Genomic DNA, 13,513 nt, shown 5'->3' on the forward strand with positions numbered 1-13,513 from the left:
AATCATTGAATTATCGTGAATAATTTGAAATAATTGGAATTTGATAGATGACTTTTTTCCAGAAAAGAGGATTTGCGATGTTAAAGAAAATTCCCTTTAAGAGGATACGCTGGCCAGATTGGGTGGTGTTGGCTTTGATGGCTTTTTCATTCGTATATGGCATGACGCAGCTTGTCGCCGCCATTCCATTCGAGCCTGAATCAGGCAGTGCGTCCCCTGTGACCATTGACTTTAAAACGGAAACCAAGGATGCAGATACGTACACCATGTCCATCAGCATCCCGATGATGGAAGATGAGACCATAAAGAAACCCATTCAAGGGTGGATCAATCATGAAAAGGAAGCCTTTTTGGAAGAAGTGAAGGAAAATAAGAGTCAGCTTGGGAATGGCTCCCGGGCCCACCTCATCATTCAGGCAGACCGCAAGAAATCGACAGACGATACCTTTCATATCCTCTTTCACTCCTATCAGCTCGTCCATGACGTCAGGGGGAAGGAACACGTAAAGACGTTTACGATCAATGCCGCTGAAAGAAAAATCGTCAAGCTGCCTGATATCATGGATGCGAAAGAAGAGGCGATTAATATGATCCGGAACCGTCTCAAGGGACACTCTGATAATAAAGTACAGGAGGCATTACAGAACCCGGAATCTTGGAACTGGACCCTCGACGAGAAAGTGCTCTCCCTGTACTTCAATGATATCCAGGAAGCCGGACCCACCCCAGTGCGAATTCCCGTTCAATCCATCCTTCCTTATCTCGATAAAAAGACAGCCGGTTCATTGGCAACGGTATCGGTTGAACCTGGTGAAAAATATGTTGCCCTCACCTTTGATGACGGTCCCGATCCCGACGTCACCCCCAGAATTCTGAAGGTATTGAAGGATCATAACGCACCAGCTACCTTTTTCATGCTGGGCAGCCAGGCGGAGAAATACCCGAACGTCGCAAAGGACGTTGCAGGAGCCGGGCATGAAATCGGCAATCACTCGGACCATCACAAGGATTTGACGAAGATCGGGGAAGAGCAGATGGTGCAGGAGGTCCGCGCCTCCAGTCAGAAAATCATGATCGCGACGGGCCAGCTTCCCACCGTTCTCCGTCCGCCTTATGGGGCAATCAATAAAGAAGTAGAGAAGCTTGCACATGATAACCGTTCCTCCCTCGTCCTCTGGTCCGTCGATTCACTTGATTGGAAATACAAGAATGTGAATGCCATCCACTCTACTGTTCAGCAGGAAATGGCTCCGGGTGCCATCATCCTCCTTCATGATGTGCATTCCACCACAGCCGATGCACTCCCTGGATTGTTGACCATGCTTGAGAAGGAAGGATACGAATTCCTCACTGTCTCACAGCTGCAGGCGAGACTCGTTGTAGAAACGGCAGGCCCTTTTTACGGAAATATGAAAAAGGGATAGAGCTGACTAAAGCTCATCCCTTTTCCTTATTCATCATTCATGCCCTTACCGTCCAGTATGTGCTGCACATATTTCTCAACCCTTGATTCCCGGGTCTTCGATTGTTTCGCTTTTGATATATAAAGGATATATGCTCTCTGACGTCCCGGCGTCAGGTTTTCAAAAGCCGTTTTCAACTCCGGCATGTCACTGAATTTTCGTTGAAGTTCATCTGGAACAGGATATTTTTCCGTCTTTTTCAGTTCCACTTCGAGACCTGCTTTTTCAACTTCGATCGCTTCCTGGATATACGCTTCCAGGATTGGCTTCATTTCAATGATTTCTTCTGGACTGGTGAACCGGATCTGCCGGGCTGACTGTACATTCTCGGTTTGTTGAATGAGAATCCCTTGAGGATCCTTGAGTAACACGCCTTTATGAAACAGAAGGGCGCAGTACTCTTTAAATCCATGCATCAACACGATATTTTTCCCCTCTAACGTGTAACAGGGATGCATCCATTTGATTTCTTCCTCCAGCTCCTCAAATGAAAGGAGGATACTTCTCAGCCGCTCATATTCTTCTTTCCACTGCTTCGCTTTTTTAATAAATCCATCAACCTTGCGATTCGGTTTTATCATCGTAGAATCCTCCTGACACCTTTTTTCATGCAGTCTATTTCCGCCAAAAGCTCGTGAGTTCTGCCTTTTCCCTCATGTTATATGTAATGATTCCCTCAAGTAATTCGTAATTCACGGGATCTTTCCAGGGCAGGCGAAACAATCCTTTCGTGGCACTATATCCGGCTTCTTTGATCTGGTCTGCGAAATGTACCATGGTGACTTCTTCAGGCGCTACGCTCACATGATGCTTCGCCGTCGAGATCCCGATGATGAAGGTGCCGTGATCCGTAAACATCGGTGTATTCCATTTGATGACGGGTTCCATTTGAGGGAAAGTCTCCCGCACCCACGTCAGGATTTCCTCCATCCGCTGGCGATGATCGGGCTGATCGATTTCTGCTAAATAAGTAGAAAATGCGTTCATTTTATTTCCCTCTTTTCTATGCTTTTCTTCGTAAAACCGTGATAAAACCGTCCAGTATATCATGGGAGATCGTAAATCCTTTTTTTTGATAGAATGCCAGCGCCTCCTGATTCCCATTCGAGGTGAAGACAAAATAATCCTCGACATCTTCAAACGTTGCGAGCCACTCCATTGACATGCTGTCCAGGTTCGATCCGATACCGAACTGTCGGTAGCCTTCCTTTATGTAAAATTGAGATAAACAACCTACATTCTCGTTTTGGACAGACGAAAGATCGAAAAATTTGGCAAAATCATTTGAATAGGCTTCTTTTGGCGATATGTTGGTATACACATAGGCAATGATCTCTTCATTTTTTTCGGGATCTTTGACGATCACAAGATAATTATGGTCGGCATTTTCAATCGATGGAAGCAACCTTGTTTCGAAATTCATGCTGTCGAACCGTTCGGGTGCAATGGATGCCTTCGATTTCTGAAAGAGCATCAGCTCATTGCACAGTTCACGGCACGATTCAGCCTGTGATTCCGGAATGACTTCGTACATGAGATGCATTTCTCTATTACCTCCACATACACAATCTGATCCTTCTATTATCTTCTCTTTCCCTTTCCTGTTTTCCTCTGAGAAATCATCGATAGCCTACAGAATTTATTCCCCTTTAAAACATTCTTCACATAAAAACGTACCTTCATTATTCAGATAAGCTTTTATTTCAGTCATGCCCTTTCTTTCGGGGTATCTCATCTTTATATAGACAACGTCATTTCCTTTTATTTCTCTCTCGCATTGTGCACAAGATGGTTTATTTCCGAACATTCTATCCCTCCTTTTCATGATGGTGAAGCTTCAATACTATATCTATCACTTTGTGAGTTACCCTTTTACTCCCTATTCATTCTCGATATAGTAAATTATTTCAAATCCCTATCGGTTACTCAAGCTTTATCTAGAATAATATTAGTTCCTCACTCACCCGTAAGCCATGGATCTATAAAAAAATCGATAAGGAAACAGGTCCCTTATCGATTATTCTAATTTTTTTTACAGGGATGATTATTCCCCTGTTTCCGCAAAACGATGGATTCTTTCCCCTACCTCATCACGTACACGTTGGAAGAATGCCCATTTCTCTTCTTCTGTTCCTTCCGCCTTGGCTGGATCATCAAATCCCCAATGTACGCGTTTCACTTGAGGTGGTGTCACCGGACATTTATCCGCCGCATCCCCGCATAGTGTCACGACTAAGTCAGCATTGTTCAAAATTTCAGGATCGATGATATCGGACGTTTGATTCGTAATATCGATATCGACTTCTTTCATCGCTTTCACTGCATTTGGATTTAAACCGTGTGCTTCGATTCCTGCACTGTATACGTTCCACTCGTCACCCAAGTGCTTTTTAGCCCAGCCTTCTGCCATTTGGCTCCGGCATGAATTCCCTGTACATAGGAAGTAGATGGTTTTCTTTGACATGTTGAATCTCTCCTTTAATTGTTGTTAGATGATTAATAACCAAATATAAAGCCCGACCAGTGTGATGAACAGGGTTGGGATGGTCAGGATGATCCCTGTTTTAAAGTAGGTTCCCCAAGAGATTCTCACTCCTTTTAATGAAAGGACGTGAAGCCATAATAAAGTGGCCAGTGATCCGATCGGGGTGATCTTTGGCCCTAGGTCCGATCCGATGACATTGGCATAGATCAACGCTTCACGCACAACACCCGTCGTGTCCGTACCTGAAATCGCCAGAGCATCGATCATCACCGTCGGCATATTGTTCATGATGGACGATAGGATGGCCGCGATGAATCCCATTCCGACCGTGGCAGCAAATAGTCCTTGATCAGCCGTCATCTGGATGACATCCGCCAGCACATTCGTCAGTCCTACGTTACGAAGACCATATACGACCACGTACATACCGATGGAGAAGAACACGATGGCCCACGGAGCCCCTTTGATGACAGTTGTCGTATTGACGGCTGCACTTCTTCTGGCCATCGCCAAGAAGAAGATGGCCACGATCCCGGCAATAATGGAGACCGGCAGTCCTATAAACTCGCTTGCCAAATAGCCGGCGAGGAGAATCGACAGCACCACCCAGGAAAGGCGGAACATCTTGATATCCTGTATGGCATCCACTGGTTTCTTAAGCTGAGAAACATCATAATCCTTTGGGATGCTCTTTCGGAAAAAGAGATAAAGGACCAGGATACTTGCCCCTAATGAAAACAGGTTCGGAACGATCATACGTGAAGCAAACTCTACAAACCCGATTCCGAAAAAGTCAGCAGACACAATGTTTACCAGGTTACTGACCACTAAAGGCAGGGACGTCGTATCGGCGATGAATCCGCTGGCAATGATGAACGGGAAGACAAGCTTTTCACTGAAATTCAGGTTCCGTACCATCGCAAGGACGATCGGTGTCAGAATTAGTGCCGCTCCATCATTGGCGAAAAGTGCCGCCACCACTGCTCCTAAGAGTGAAACGTAGACGAACATCCTCACTCCGTTTCCCTTTGCCGCCCTTGCCATATGCAAAGCAGCCCATTCGAAAAACCCGATCTCATCAAGGATGAGAGAAATAATGATAATTGCAATAAATGCCAATGTCGCATTCCAGACGATGCCGGTCACATCCACCACATCGCTGAAATCGACAACCCCCACAATCAGCGCCAAAATGGCTCCGCCGATTGCGGACCATCCGATGGAAAGCCCTTTAGGCTGCCAAATGACGAACACAAGGGTGATGAGAAAAATCACAGATGCTAAAATAGTCATAATTCCTTTTTACCTCCTATTGATCACATGAAATGCGTAAGCCCTGCTCCTCCAATTCCTTCAATTTAAAGTCCTGGTTCGGCAGGTGGTCCAGAAGGCTTTGAATCAGCGGAAAGTATTCACTTTCACGATTAAGGGAGTAAATGATCCATTGACCACGGCGCTTCTCCCTCACGATCCCTACATCCTTCAACTTACGGACGTGCTGACTAATAGCAGGCTGACTCGCTTGAAAAATCTCCACAAATTCACATACACAACAATCATTGGTATCTAGTATCTTTACCATGGTCAACCGGGTTTTATCCCCTAATAACTTAAGAATGGTCGCGGATTTGTCTATTTCAACCGTCGATGCTTTCATCCACTCGCCTCCATATATTAATGTATGCTTATATAATAGTTCACTTATATATAGATGACAAGGGGTTTTTTGAAAGAGTGTTATTGGGGGAAAGAAACCCTGGGGTTGATTCCCAGGGAGAATAGTTTTATCCCATCACATCTTTCAACCGATCATTATGCTTTCTCAACCACAACCAAATGATAAATAGAATACTAAAGATGGAGATAAACAGAATGGGTGGCCAGTAAATGGTCAATGTGCTTGGCCCGTAATAGGTCAATTGATGGTATCTTTCAATCGTCCGTTCATACGATTCTTTGTATTCGAACTGCACGATCCAGTTATCGTCTGCCAGGACAACATTCCCCAAGTCATATTCACCAGGGATGATTTCGGCTTTATTAGAGATGATTCCCTCGCTGCCGAAGACCACTTCCGCCTTTCTATAATCAACGGGGTAGATATTGGTTGGTTCCTCCTTCACTTCCGATGAATTTGCCAGCCATTCTTGCAAATCGTCTGTTTTAAATACAGCAAGATACTGGAGTTTATCATCATATTGATTGAAGATATCCTGTATCTCACTTTCGTACTCTTCCGCATTCGAAGATGAGTGCAGGGTATGGAACACATCCTCCATGATCATGTTTCTTTCACTCTTTACAACAGACAGTTCGTGCAATTCTTTCTTATTTTCATTCATTATCATGATGGAGTTACCAAGAAGTAGGATTCCAATGAGCAAGAAGATTAGAGCCGAAACGAAGACAGAACGTGTCAGCTTTTTTTGTTCTTGAAAAAAAACGGAAACCTTTTGAAACGGCTTCTTGGATTCTATTCTCTCCATGACTAGGTCATCCTCTATGTCCTCCCCACTTTTCATATTGATGTATATCTCTCTGCACTCCTTGCATAATGACAGATGCTCTTGTACGAATTCCCTACTGTCTCCGCTGCATATCTCATCAATATAGGAAGGCAATAAATCCTGCACTATATTACATTTTTTCATGTCCATCACCGCTCCCTTCCTTCAGTTTCAATTTAGCTCTGTAGTACGTCACCCTTGCCCAATTCTCATTCTTCCTTTGTATCTCTCCAATTTCTCTGAAACTCAGGCCCCCAAGCATTCTCAGTAACAATACCTCTTTATAAGGCTCATTCAGGGAGTGGATATTTCTATAGAGAACCACCTTTTCTTCTGATTGGATGTATTCTGATTCGGGAGAAGGATGCACAGGAGCGCACTGATCAACTTCCACCTTCTGCCGTTTGCTTTTATCGACATACTTATAATAGGAATGCTTAGCGATCTGGCATAACCAAACCGACATCTTACATTCTCCATTAAACCTATCAATGGACCTAACGGCTTGATAAAAAGTTTCCTGTGTCAATTCTTCCGCTACATCCCGATTCCGGCAGAGAACCATTAAATAACGGAATACTTCATCTGCGTATGTGTGATAAATTTCTTCTAATTCCCCCAAAGGCTTTCCCCCTCTCGTCTATATATCTGTTTATCGAGTTGTTCGTTACAAAAAAACTAAAGTTTTTATCCACCATAAAAAATAAGCTTGGAAGCCCAAGCCCATTTCTGAATTTCCTCTTTCATCCCAAGCAATGAGGCTGCATAGCAGTCATAATCATCCGGAAACTCCCAGCTTTCATGCCGGATAAGGAATATTCATGCCACTATCCAAATTTTCGCCCTGGGATTGATAATAATCGCGCGGAATTTGAAATAATCGGGCACACCTGTCGAGTTTTCTTTATTTTGAACTGCACAAGCAACACCCAACCAAGGTGATCAGTCACCCACTTTTAAATATCCGGGAGCTTCCTTCATCACAAAATGCTTTTCAATGAAAGCCAACACCTCATCATTACCCGGCAACGACACCGTGTCCATGGCTTCCTGAAAGGTCAACCATCGAAAGTCACTGTGTTCCTCATTTATGTTTATTTCCTGATCAGCCGCGACGAACCCTACAAATACGGGTGCTATGTAAATGTAATTTCCTTCGATGGAATAGATTCTGTCAAAGGTATTGGCAGAGTATAAAGAAAGGTTTATGATTCCTGTTTCTTCTTTCACCTCTCTATATGCCGCTTCCCAGGCTTTCTCACCTTCTTCGATGCCACCGCCGATATAGCACCATACATCCTTCAAAACAGATTCTGCCCTTTTCATCAATAATACGCGGTATTCACCTTCCACTTTTTTCAACAGGATGACCGCTATCCCTGTACATTTAATAGGAACTTTGGTCATGTCATCATCCCCTCTCTTTCAGACCACAACCGCTGAACCCCCACATATTCCAGCCCGTTGAATGCCATCCTGTAAACATCCGGCTTGGACGTAGTATGTAAGAAATCGAGATCATAGCGACTGTCGAAATATCCCATCATCAGCGTCATAATCGCTCCGTGCGTTCCAATCACGATATCCTTTCCTTCATATGTACTCAACAAGTTGTTCAATACGGCGACTGCCCTCGATTGGCATTCGGCATTGGACTCCCCGCCTTGTACTGCGTAATCAGGATTCTTAAAGGATTTCTCAAGGATTGGCCGGAGCTCCCTATCAGATATCCGGTTGATTTCCGATGAGAAGATTCTTTCCTTCAGATCTTCCTCGATCATGACGGGCCGGCCAATATGCCGACTTATGCCTTCAACCGTTAGAACGGAGCGGAGATAAGGACTAGACACCACCACATCAATGTTTTCCTTTTTTAGCAGGTCCGTTATTTTTCGGGCATCGGACATCCCTTTTGGCGTTAATTCCCTGATCCGTTCATTTCCTTTTTTCGGCGAATCACCGTGTCTTACCATGTAGAGGTATGTATTCAATGCTCGATTTCTCCCAAATGTTTCAGTACTTTACACTTCAGTTCATTGTATTGGTCCATGTCCGTATCCTGAAATGCTTCACCCCGATTAGAAGGGATGTCATCATACTGAATGGCTCCTCCAAATTGAGAAGCAGTAAAATCATGACGGATGTGATCGATCACATTGTAGAAATGCCAGCCTTCATATAGACGGGTTTTATAAATCTCTCCTCCCAGCAGGTCGTTGACCACCAGGGATGTCACCCCGCACTGCCCTTTTGCAGGAATTTCAGCCGTCCATTTGGAACTCGTTTTCAGGGACCAGGATCTTCTTAATACTTCTACGAGATGACGCTTCTCCATGTGGTCTCCCCCTATAAATCTATAATTTGAAGATCTTCATCCGTCTCTTTTTCAACCAGCTTTATCTGGTGATAAGTACGGTCCGGATCCTTCTCAAAATACCAAAGATACACGTCTTCCAAGTGATATTCCTTTACTGCTTCAGGAGATAACAAGGCGAGGTTCAGGATGGTCGCTTGCTGATCATCCACTTTGACCACTCGCTCATCTCCCTTCTTGAATAACCCATAAATCAGATGATCCCCATGGCCCTTGTGTCCTTCCAACATATCAAACTTTCTATCAGGATCGATGGGTCCCCATGTAAGCATCCCACTCTTCCAACCTAAAAGTCCTTCATGTGCGTAAACCGCTCCAAGATTATGTTTACTTTTGATAATAAAGTATAATGATTCGTCCCCCAGTTTATATGCGGGGATCAATAAGAGTTTACTGTCTTCTGACAGAATGGCTACATGGGGATCTGAATAAGAGTCCTGATGCTCTGCATAAGCCCAAAGACTTGTGAGTGCAATCACCACCATCAGCCAAGAGACCGTGGCGAAAATGGTTTTGTTTTTCATGTTCAATCCTTTCAGGAGAATCTATTAATCGTGCGGGAATAGAAATAATCATGCCGGATAGTCGAAGTTTCTTTATTCCTTACTCTCCTAAACTCTCACCCGTCAAAATCTCATACAAACGGGCAGACTCTTTCTTTGGAAGCTGCGCATAGTCAAATTCCCCTTGAATGACTTCAAGCTTATCCTTTTTCGGACTGATCCACAGCTTGTGAAGCTCTGGTTTTGCCTCGATATCGGAGTTTTTAAATTCGTAGATGAATTGATAATCCGGAGGACGGATGAAATCTACTTGTGCCTCAGTCCAATGAGTATCAGAAAGAATGGCTCTCACCTCTTCAACTAGCTTTGTGTCTGTGACTTCGTTAACGTCCTCATACTTATTTTCGTCGCCAACCCTTTTTTCCACGACGATGTTTTGTTTTTCACCTGAACAGGCTGCTAACATTAAGACTACACCAATCGTAATAAGAGATTTGAGTCCACGTTTCAACATATGGCCCTCCCCTGTGTTTCAACTTCACCTTTTTTATTCACGGTGTCTATACCCGTCTCACAATCCTCTTCGTTCTCCCACGCCACAATGTACTTATTCCATTCCTTCGTTACGGAGACAATTTCAACGGTACCGCCGTGGTGTTCCAGCACCACGGCTTTCGCCTGTTCTTCCGTCATTTCTGATTCGATGCCCTGGCAGCCGACCAATAATAAGCCCGCAAACATGAGGGAGGTTCTTTTCATCCCTATTCCTCCTCTGACAAAATGGCATCGTATAATTCCACACGGACATCAAGTGGATTCTGGTTTTCGTAGATTTCAAGATTCCAGCTTTGAGTGGAGCGGGTATAACCCTTTTCATTGATCCACTTGTGCAGTTCTTCATAGCTGTTTCTGATCTGGTCATTGGGACCCTGATGGAGAATGGTGGCATATCGGTGTGGAGGGATGGTCAGGGTCGTCATGTCAGATGGAATGTTGCTGAATTCACTGACCTGCAATCCGATCCAGTACCCGTCTTCTTCGGGTGAGGATTCTTCGACGACAAATGCCCCGATCTGTTGACTGGGCTGCAGTGCGTTCCGGATTTCTTCTGTTCTCTCTTTCAAACGCATGGCTGCTTTCGGAATTTCTTCCACATACTTTTCACCTGGACAAAGAACCCTGAAACCAACAAGCCTCACTTCACCTAACTCTTTTACGATACTCCTCATCACGTTCGCCTCCTATATCCAATCTTTGAGATGATCCTGTATAAATGCAATGTCTTTCTGATAATGTTCCACATGACCTTCGTCTATCATTTTCTGAAAAGCGGCATCGCCTTCTTCTGCTTTCCGGTGGATCGTTTTACATATGGCCTCCAGTCGGAGCAGGACCATTTGAAGATCGTCCACCCTAAAATCTAAACCGTACGAATCAAAGAATCGTTTCACTCTTACTTTGAACCGCCCGGCATCCCTAGATGAATCGTAGTGAATGGCCTCACCCGTTTCAGAGTAACGTACCCTGCTCAAAGGAACACAGGTGTAAAGGGTATACGCAATGTCCCATCTTCTAGGACCAGGTCCCGCGACGTCAAAGTCGATGATTCCTACCGGTCTTTTCCCGTTAAAGATAATGTTGTAGACAGCAAAATCATTATGACATAGAACCTCAAACGGCTTGGGTGTGAGATCGATCGGCTCCCAGTCTTCGCTTATTGGAAAGTCACTTACCGCATCATGATACTTTCGGAGCATACGTGCTATTTCTTCAAGGGAACCATCTGACCACATGTATTCTTTTAGCGGATAATTCCCCGCTTCTCCTTCAATGAACGATAAGATTTCCCTGCCTTTCTCATCGATACCGCGAAACCCCGGGGCATGAGGGTATCCCTTCCCTTCTAAATGGTTCAGGAGTTTATGAATTTTCGGGCTCTCAGGCTTGAGTTCCCGACGGACGGTGTCTCCGGAACGGTATACATTTGAGACGTTCCCACCGGCTAATTTTTCTTCGTGTGACATGTGGACTTCCACCTTTCATCTGAACAATTACTCCCTAATCTATAGAGCTTTCCGTTTATCGTCATCCTATAATTCCAATTATTTCAAAACACCACTCGTTTAACAATCCCCATCTCACAAAAAAATGACCCCCTTATCTATCCAGAGGATCATTTTCACATTTAAGTGCAGAGTTAAGTTGTTCCTCAAACGATTATCTATCTATCCACGCTCTTCTTCTTAATGAACGGGCTCATAGCCGTTCCGATCGAAAGGCCAAGAAACGCAGCAATCGCATAAAAACCGATGGCCATTCCATCCCAGCCGCCGACCATAAATATACTGAAGAGGATGGTTCCTAAACAAATAATGCCCAATACGGCTGACAAACTGAATACGATGAGATTCCGTGTATACCTGGCCAACACTACCACCAAACAGGCTGCAAGGATAAAAAGCACGATAATCGGCAGCCACCCTTCTAACATCAACATGTCTCCACCTCTTGTCTAGAATGCTGATCATCTGGTAAACCACCAAACGAAAAAAAGAATGACAGCGATAAAAAAGTAAAAGAACGCAAACACATATTTTCTATCCGTTTTTTTATTTTCCGAATTAGCAACGACGATCCCTCCAACCAATGGGATAGAAATGGCCACCCACATCCAGAAACTCATCTAACTCGCTTCCATGAATGAAAGAATCTTTTCTTTCATTCCGCCATTACTTGTATAAAGAATATACGTTTCTGAACTGGTCCTAATTACAATTCTGTCTGTGTGTCCATAAGGCAAACCGATTCTTACAGCCTTTCTTTCTTCACCGCTATATGTATGATCCATTGAAACACCTTTAATATCCGAAATAGGAATGTCTATCTGGCTTAACTGCCACTTTATACGTAAGTTCCCGTCATTCCCCGATACCTTTACTTCCATTGTGACCACTCCTGTCTTTATATGAATATACGTTAGTCACCACGAAAAGTTTCAATTATTTCCAATTTGGCCGCACCTGAATTATTTTTTTCCTTTCACCCCAAACCTTGGTTTACTGAAAAAAACAGCGATCAACAGAAACATCATCGCTGTCAGGAATCCAACCGCTTCTTGATGGAAAAAAATCGATACAGTTACGGATAAGCCTGACAATATAAAAAAAGTTTCATTAACATAGAATCCCTCCTAAATACTTATATTCCAATTATATTTTTTGAAATGAAACGTATATGATATGATGAAGGTCATCTTAAGATTGACTACAACAAAAACCCACTTCATTCGAGGTGGGTTTTCTTTTTGTTCCTCTTATTCTCCGGCTGCTTCAACCAGTAACGCACCCCTTTTCCAGCCAGCGGCTCGTCATTATACCTTGGGATAACGTGCAGGTGGCAGTGAAAGATAAACTGATTGGACACCTCTCCGACATTCCATCCGAGCGTATAGCCGTCCGGAGAATATGCTGTATCCAAGTATGTCTTTGCTTTTTGCAATAATTGGTATGTATCGTTCCATTCTTTCTCTGTCAACTCGAATGCGTTTCTATGATGATTCTTTGGAACGATCACACCCGATCCCTCCAGTACATCCTGATGCAGGTTATGCTGCAGGAAATAGCAGGATTCGTTTTCAAATACGATGTTTTGATCTTCGTCCTTTTCTGGGTGGCAGAATGGACAGGTTTCTTCAATAGTCATCTTCCCTCTCCTTTTATCAAAGTGGCTTGCCGGAGACGATGTGCCAGTGCAGATGTTTCGAGTCCTGATAGTCCCCTAAGTTTGTGATCACCTTACAAGCCCCATGTTCATCCTTGACCATTTGGGCCACCTTTTTGATGACACCCATTAGTCCCAGTAAGAGACCATCATCCTCCAGAGTCAGAAGGGAAGGAATATGTCGTTTCGGAATCACCACGATATGAACTGGATAAAATGGCCTCGTATGATGGTAAGCGAGGACGTGGTCAGTTTCCAGCACCTTCTTCACCTCTGTTTTCCCACTTAACACTTCATCACAATAAAAATCATTCGTCATTGTTTGACCTCCCGGATACCTTTTCTCTTTCCAATTATTTCAAACCCTCATCGTTTTGACAATCCAAAACCCCATTTCACAGGCATCATCTCCTTACTGTTCAATTTTGCAAAAATGACCCTTACGAACTCTATACAGTGAA

Annotated in this window: 22 protein-coding genes and 1 pseudogene; 1 reads left to right on the forward strand and 22 read right to left on the reverse strand. The window is 43.9% G+C overall.

Annotated features, from left to right (window positions below; genetic code table 11):
• Positions 1–77 precede the first annotated feature (77 nt).
• The gene (locus JI667_RS12450) at positions 78–1,424 is read left to right on the forward strand and encodes a polysaccharide deacetylase family protein (protein WP_206854152.1); all 1,347 of its coding nucleotides are present in this window, start codon (positions 78–80) and stop codon (positions 1,422–1,424) included.
• 26 nt (positions 1,425–1,450) lie between these two features.
• Here the strand turns inward: JI667_RS12450 and JI667_RS12455 are convergent, their stop codons facing one another.
• The 22 genes and pseudogenes from JI667_RS12455 to JI667_RS12555 form a co-directional block, all read right to left on the reverse strand.
• Positions 1,451–2,044, reverse strand: coding sequence for a YdeI/OmpD-associated family protein (locus tag JI667_RS12455; protein WP_206854155.1), 594 nt, complete (start codon positions 2,042–2,044; stop codon positions 1,451–1,453).
• 34 nt (positions 2,045–2,078) lie between these two features.
• Positions 2,079–2,450: an iron chaperone gene (locus JI667_RS12460; RefSeq protein ID WP_206854158.1), complete on the reverse strand. Its 372-nt coding sequence runs from the start codon at positions 2,448–2,450 to the stop codon at positions 2,079–2,081.
• A 16-nt stretch (positions 2,451–2,466) separates the two neighbouring features.
• Positions 2,467–3,006 (reverse strand): GNAT family N-acetyltransferase, encoded by a 540-nt coding sequence (locus JI667_RS12465; RefSeq protein ID WP_206854161.1) that lies wholly within the window; start codon positions 3,004–3,006, stop codon positions 2,467–2,469.
• A gap of 96 nt (positions 3,007–3,102) precedes the next feature.
• Entirely contained in the window at positions 3,103–3,270 is a 168-nt protein-coding gene (locus JI667_RS12470) for a Fe3+ hydroxamate ABC transporter substrate-binding protein (RefSeq protein ID WP_206854164.1), read from the reverse strand.
• Between the two features lie 237 nt (positions 3,271–3,507).
• On the reverse strand, positions 3,508–3,927 hold the full coding sequence (gene arsC, locus JI667_RS12475; protein WP_206854179.1) for an arsenate reductase (thioredoxin): 420 nt from the start codon (positions 3,925–3,927) through the stop codon (positions 3,508–3,510).
• 24 nt (positions 3,928–3,951) lie between these two features.
• Positions 3,952–5,241 (reverse strand): arsenic transporter, encoded by a 1,290-nt coding sequence (locus tag JI667_RS12480; RefSeq protein ID WP_206854182.1) that lies wholly within the window; start codon positions 5,239–5,241, stop codon positions 3,952–3,954.
• Positions 5,242–5,257: 16 nt separating this feature from the next.
• Positions 5,258–5,605, reverse strand: a complete 348-nt coding sequence (locus tag JI667_RS12485; RefSeq protein WP_206854185.1) for an ArsR/SmtB family transcription factor — start codon at positions 5,603–5,605, stop codon at positions 5,258–5,260.
• A 127-nt stretch (positions 5,606–5,732) separates the two neighbouring features.
• On the reverse strand, positions 5,733–6,434 hold the full coding sequence (locus JI667_RS12490) for a hypothetical protein (protein ID WP_244668307.1): 702 nt from the start codon (positions 6,432–6,434) through the stop codon (positions 5,733–5,735).
• Between the two features lie 99 nt (positions 6,435–6,533).
• Positions 6,534–6,605: pseudogene (locus tag JI667_RS23165) on the reverse strand (hypothetical protein); the annotation flags it as partial.
• Entirely contained in the window at positions 6,586–7,077 is a 492-nt protein-coding gene (locus JI667_RS12495) for an RNA polymerase sigma factor (protein WP_206854189.1), read from the reverse strand. The gene JI667_RS12495 and the pseudogene JI667_RS23165, both read right to left, overlap by 20 nt.
• A gap of 320 nt (positions 7,078–7,397) precedes the next feature.
• On the reverse strand, positions 7,398–7,862 hold the full coding sequence (locus tag JI667_RS12500) for an NUDIX hydrolase (RefSeq protein WP_206854192.1): 465 nt from the start codon (positions 7,860–7,862) through the stop codon (positions 7,398–7,400).
• Positions 7,859–8,446 (reverse strand): histidine phosphatase family protein, encoded by a 588-nt coding sequence (locus JI667_RS12505; protein ID WP_206854195.1) that lies wholly within the window; start codon positions 8,444–8,446, stop codon positions 7,859–7,861. The genes JI667_RS12500 and JI667_RS12505 overlap by 4 nt, the downstream gene beginning before the upstream one ends.
• A complete protein-coding gene (locus JI667_RS12510) occupies positions 8,443–8,790 on the reverse strand; it encodes a YunG family protein (RefSeq protein WP_206854198.1) in 348 nt (115 codons plus the stop codon). The genes JI667_RS12505 and JI667_RS12510 overlap by 4 nt, the downstream gene beginning before the upstream one ends.
• 11 nt (positions 8,791–8,801) lie before the next feature.
• A complete protein-coding gene (locus tag JI667_RS12515) occupies positions 8,802–9,353 on the reverse strand; it encodes an aspartyl-tRNA synthetase (RefSeq protein ID WP_206854201.1) in 552 nt (183 codons plus the stop codon).
• A 79-nt stretch (positions 9,354–9,432) separates the two neighbouring features.
• Complete coding sequence (locus JI667_RS12520) at positions 9,433–9,846, reverse strand: hypothetical protein (protein ID WP_206854204.1); 414 nt, start codon at positions 9,844–9,846, stop codon at positions 9,433–9,435.
• Complete coding sequence (locus tag JI667_RS12525; protein ID WP_206854208.1) at positions 9,840–10,091, reverse strand: hypothetical protein; 252 nt, start codon at positions 10,089–10,091, stop codon at positions 9,840–9,842. The genes JI667_RS12520 and JI667_RS12525 overlap by 7 nt, the downstream gene beginning before the upstream one ends.
• A 2-nt stretch (positions 10,092–10,093) precedes the next feature.
• On the reverse strand, positions 10,094–10,561 hold the full coding sequence (locus JI667_RS12530; protein WP_206854211.1) for a GyrI-like domain-containing protein: 468 nt from the start codon (positions 10,559–10,561) through the stop codon (positions 10,094–10,096).
• 12 nt (positions 10,562–10,573) lie between these two features.
• A complete protein-coding gene (locus JI667_RS12535) occupies positions 10,574–11,356 on the reverse strand; it encodes a phosphotransferase (RefSeq protein WP_206854226.1) in 783 nt (260 codons plus the stop codon).
• Between the two features lie 197 nt (positions 11,357–11,553).
• Entirely contained in the window at positions 11,554–11,829 is a 276-nt protein-coding gene (locus tag JI667_RS12540; protein ID WP_206854228.1) for a YesK family protein, read from the reverse strand.
• Positions 11,830–12,015: 186 nt separating this feature from the next.
• Positions 12,016–12,276, reverse strand: a complete 261-nt coding sequence (locus tag JI667_RS12545; RefSeq protein WP_206854231.1) for a PH domain-containing protein — start codon at positions 12,274–12,276, stop codon at positions 12,016–12,018.
• Positions 12,277–12,614: 338 nt separating this feature from the next.
• Positions 12,615–13,034 (reverse strand): HIT family protein, encoded by a 420-nt coding sequence (locus JI667_RS12550; RefSeq protein ID WP_206854235.1) that lies wholly within the window; start codon positions 13,032–13,034, stop codon positions 12,615–12,617.
• 16 nt (positions 13,035–13,050) lie between these two features.
• Positions 13,051–13,371, reverse strand: a complete 321-nt coding sequence (locus JI667_RS12555; RefSeq protein WP_206854267.1) for an HIT domain-containing protein — start codon at positions 13,369–13,371, stop codon at positions 13,051–13,053.
• Positions 13,372–13,513 lie beyond the last annotated feature (142 nt).

Origin of the sequence: Bacillus sp. NTK074B (genome assembly GCF_017303375.1) — a bacterium.
Lineage (GTDB): Bacteria > Bacillota > Bacilli > Bacillales > Bacillaceae_B > Rossellomorea.

Excerpts from the sequence above, each read along its gene's own strand:
- JI667_RS12450 (WP_206854152.1), top strand. The coding sequence starts at position 78 with ATGTTAAAGAAAATTCCCTTTAAGAGGATACGCTGGCCAGATTGGGTG.
- JI667_RS12545 (WP_206854231.1), bottom strand. The coding sequence starts at position 12,276 with ATGGAAGTAAAGGTATCGGGGAATGACGGGAACTTACGTATAAAGTGG.
- JI667_RS12465 (WP_206854161.1), bottom strand. The coding sequence starts at position 3,006 with ATGCATCTCATGTACGAAGTCATTCCGGAATCACAGGCTGAATCGTGC.
- JI667_RS12535 (WP_206854226.1), bottom strand. The coding sequence starts at position 11,356 with ATGTCACACGAAGAAAAATTAGCCGGTGGGAACGTCTCAAATGTATAC.
- JI667_RS12490 (WP_244668307.1), bottom strand. The coding sequence starts at position 6,434 with ATGGAGAGAATAGAATCCAAGAAGCCGTTTCAAAAGGTTTCCGTTTTT.
- JI667_RS12460 (WP_206854158.1), bottom strand. The coding sequence starts at position 2,450 with ATGAACGCATTTTCTACTTATTTAGCAGAAATCGATCAGCCCGATCAT.
- arsC (WP_206854179.1), bottom strand. The coding sequence starts at position 3,927 with ATGTCAAAGAAAACCATCTACTTCCTATGTACAGGGAATTCATGCCGG.
- JI667_RS12500 (WP_206854192.1), bottom strand. The coding sequence starts at position 7,862 with ATGACCAAAGTTCCTATTAAATGTACAGGGATAGCGGTCATCCTGTTG.
- JI667_RS12485 (WP_206854185.1), bottom strand. The coding sequence starts at position 5,605 with ATGAAAGCATCGACGGTTGAAATAGACAAATCCGCGACCATTCTTAAG.
- JI667_RS12520 (WP_206854204.1), bottom strand. The coding sequence starts at position 9,846 with ATGTTGAAACGTGGACTCAAATCTCTTATTACGATTGGTGTAGTCTTA.
- JI667_RS12515 (WP_206854201.1), bottom strand. The coding sequence starts at position 9,353 with ATGAAAAACAAAACCATTTTCGCCACGGTCTCTTGGCTGATGGTGGTG.
- JI667_RS12455 (WP_206854155.1), bottom strand. The coding sequence starts at position 2,044 with ATGATAAAACCGAATCGCAAGGTTGATGGATTTATTAAAAAAGCGAAG.
- JI667_RS12555 (WP_206854267.1), bottom strand. The coding sequence starts at position 13,371 with ATGACGAATGATTTTTATTGTGATGAAGTGTTAAGTGGGAAAACAGAG.
- JI667_RS12480 (WP_206854182.1), bottom strand. The coding sequence starts at position 5,241 with ATGACTATTTTAGCATCTGTGATTTTTCTCATCACCCTTGTGTTCGTC.
- JI667_RS12470 (WP_206854164.1), bottom strand. The coding sequence starts at position 3,270 with ATGTTCGGAAATAAACCATCTTGTGCACAATGCGAGAGAGAAATAAAA.
- JI667_RS12550 (WP_206854235.1), bottom strand. The coding sequence starts at position 13,034 with ATGACTATTGAAGAAACCTGTCCATTCTGCCACCCAGAAAAGGACGAA.
- JI667_RS12525 (WP_206854208.1), bottom strand. The coding sequence starts at position 10,091 with ATGAAAAGAACCTCCCTCATGTTTGCGGGCTTATTATTGGTCGGCTGC.
- JI667_RS12510 (WP_206854198.1), bottom strand. The coding sequence starts at position 8,790 with ATGGAGAAGCGTCATCTCGTAGAAGTATTAAGAAGATCCTGGTCCCTG.
- JI667_RS12540 (WP_206854228.1), bottom strand. The coding sequence starts at position 11,829 with ATGTTGATGTTAGAAGGGTGGCTGCCGATTATCGTGCTTTTTATCCTT.
- JI667_RS12530 (WP_206854211.1), bottom strand. The coding sequence starts at position 10,561 with ATGAGGAGTATCGTAAAAGAGTTAGGTGAAGTGAGGCTTGTTGGTTTC.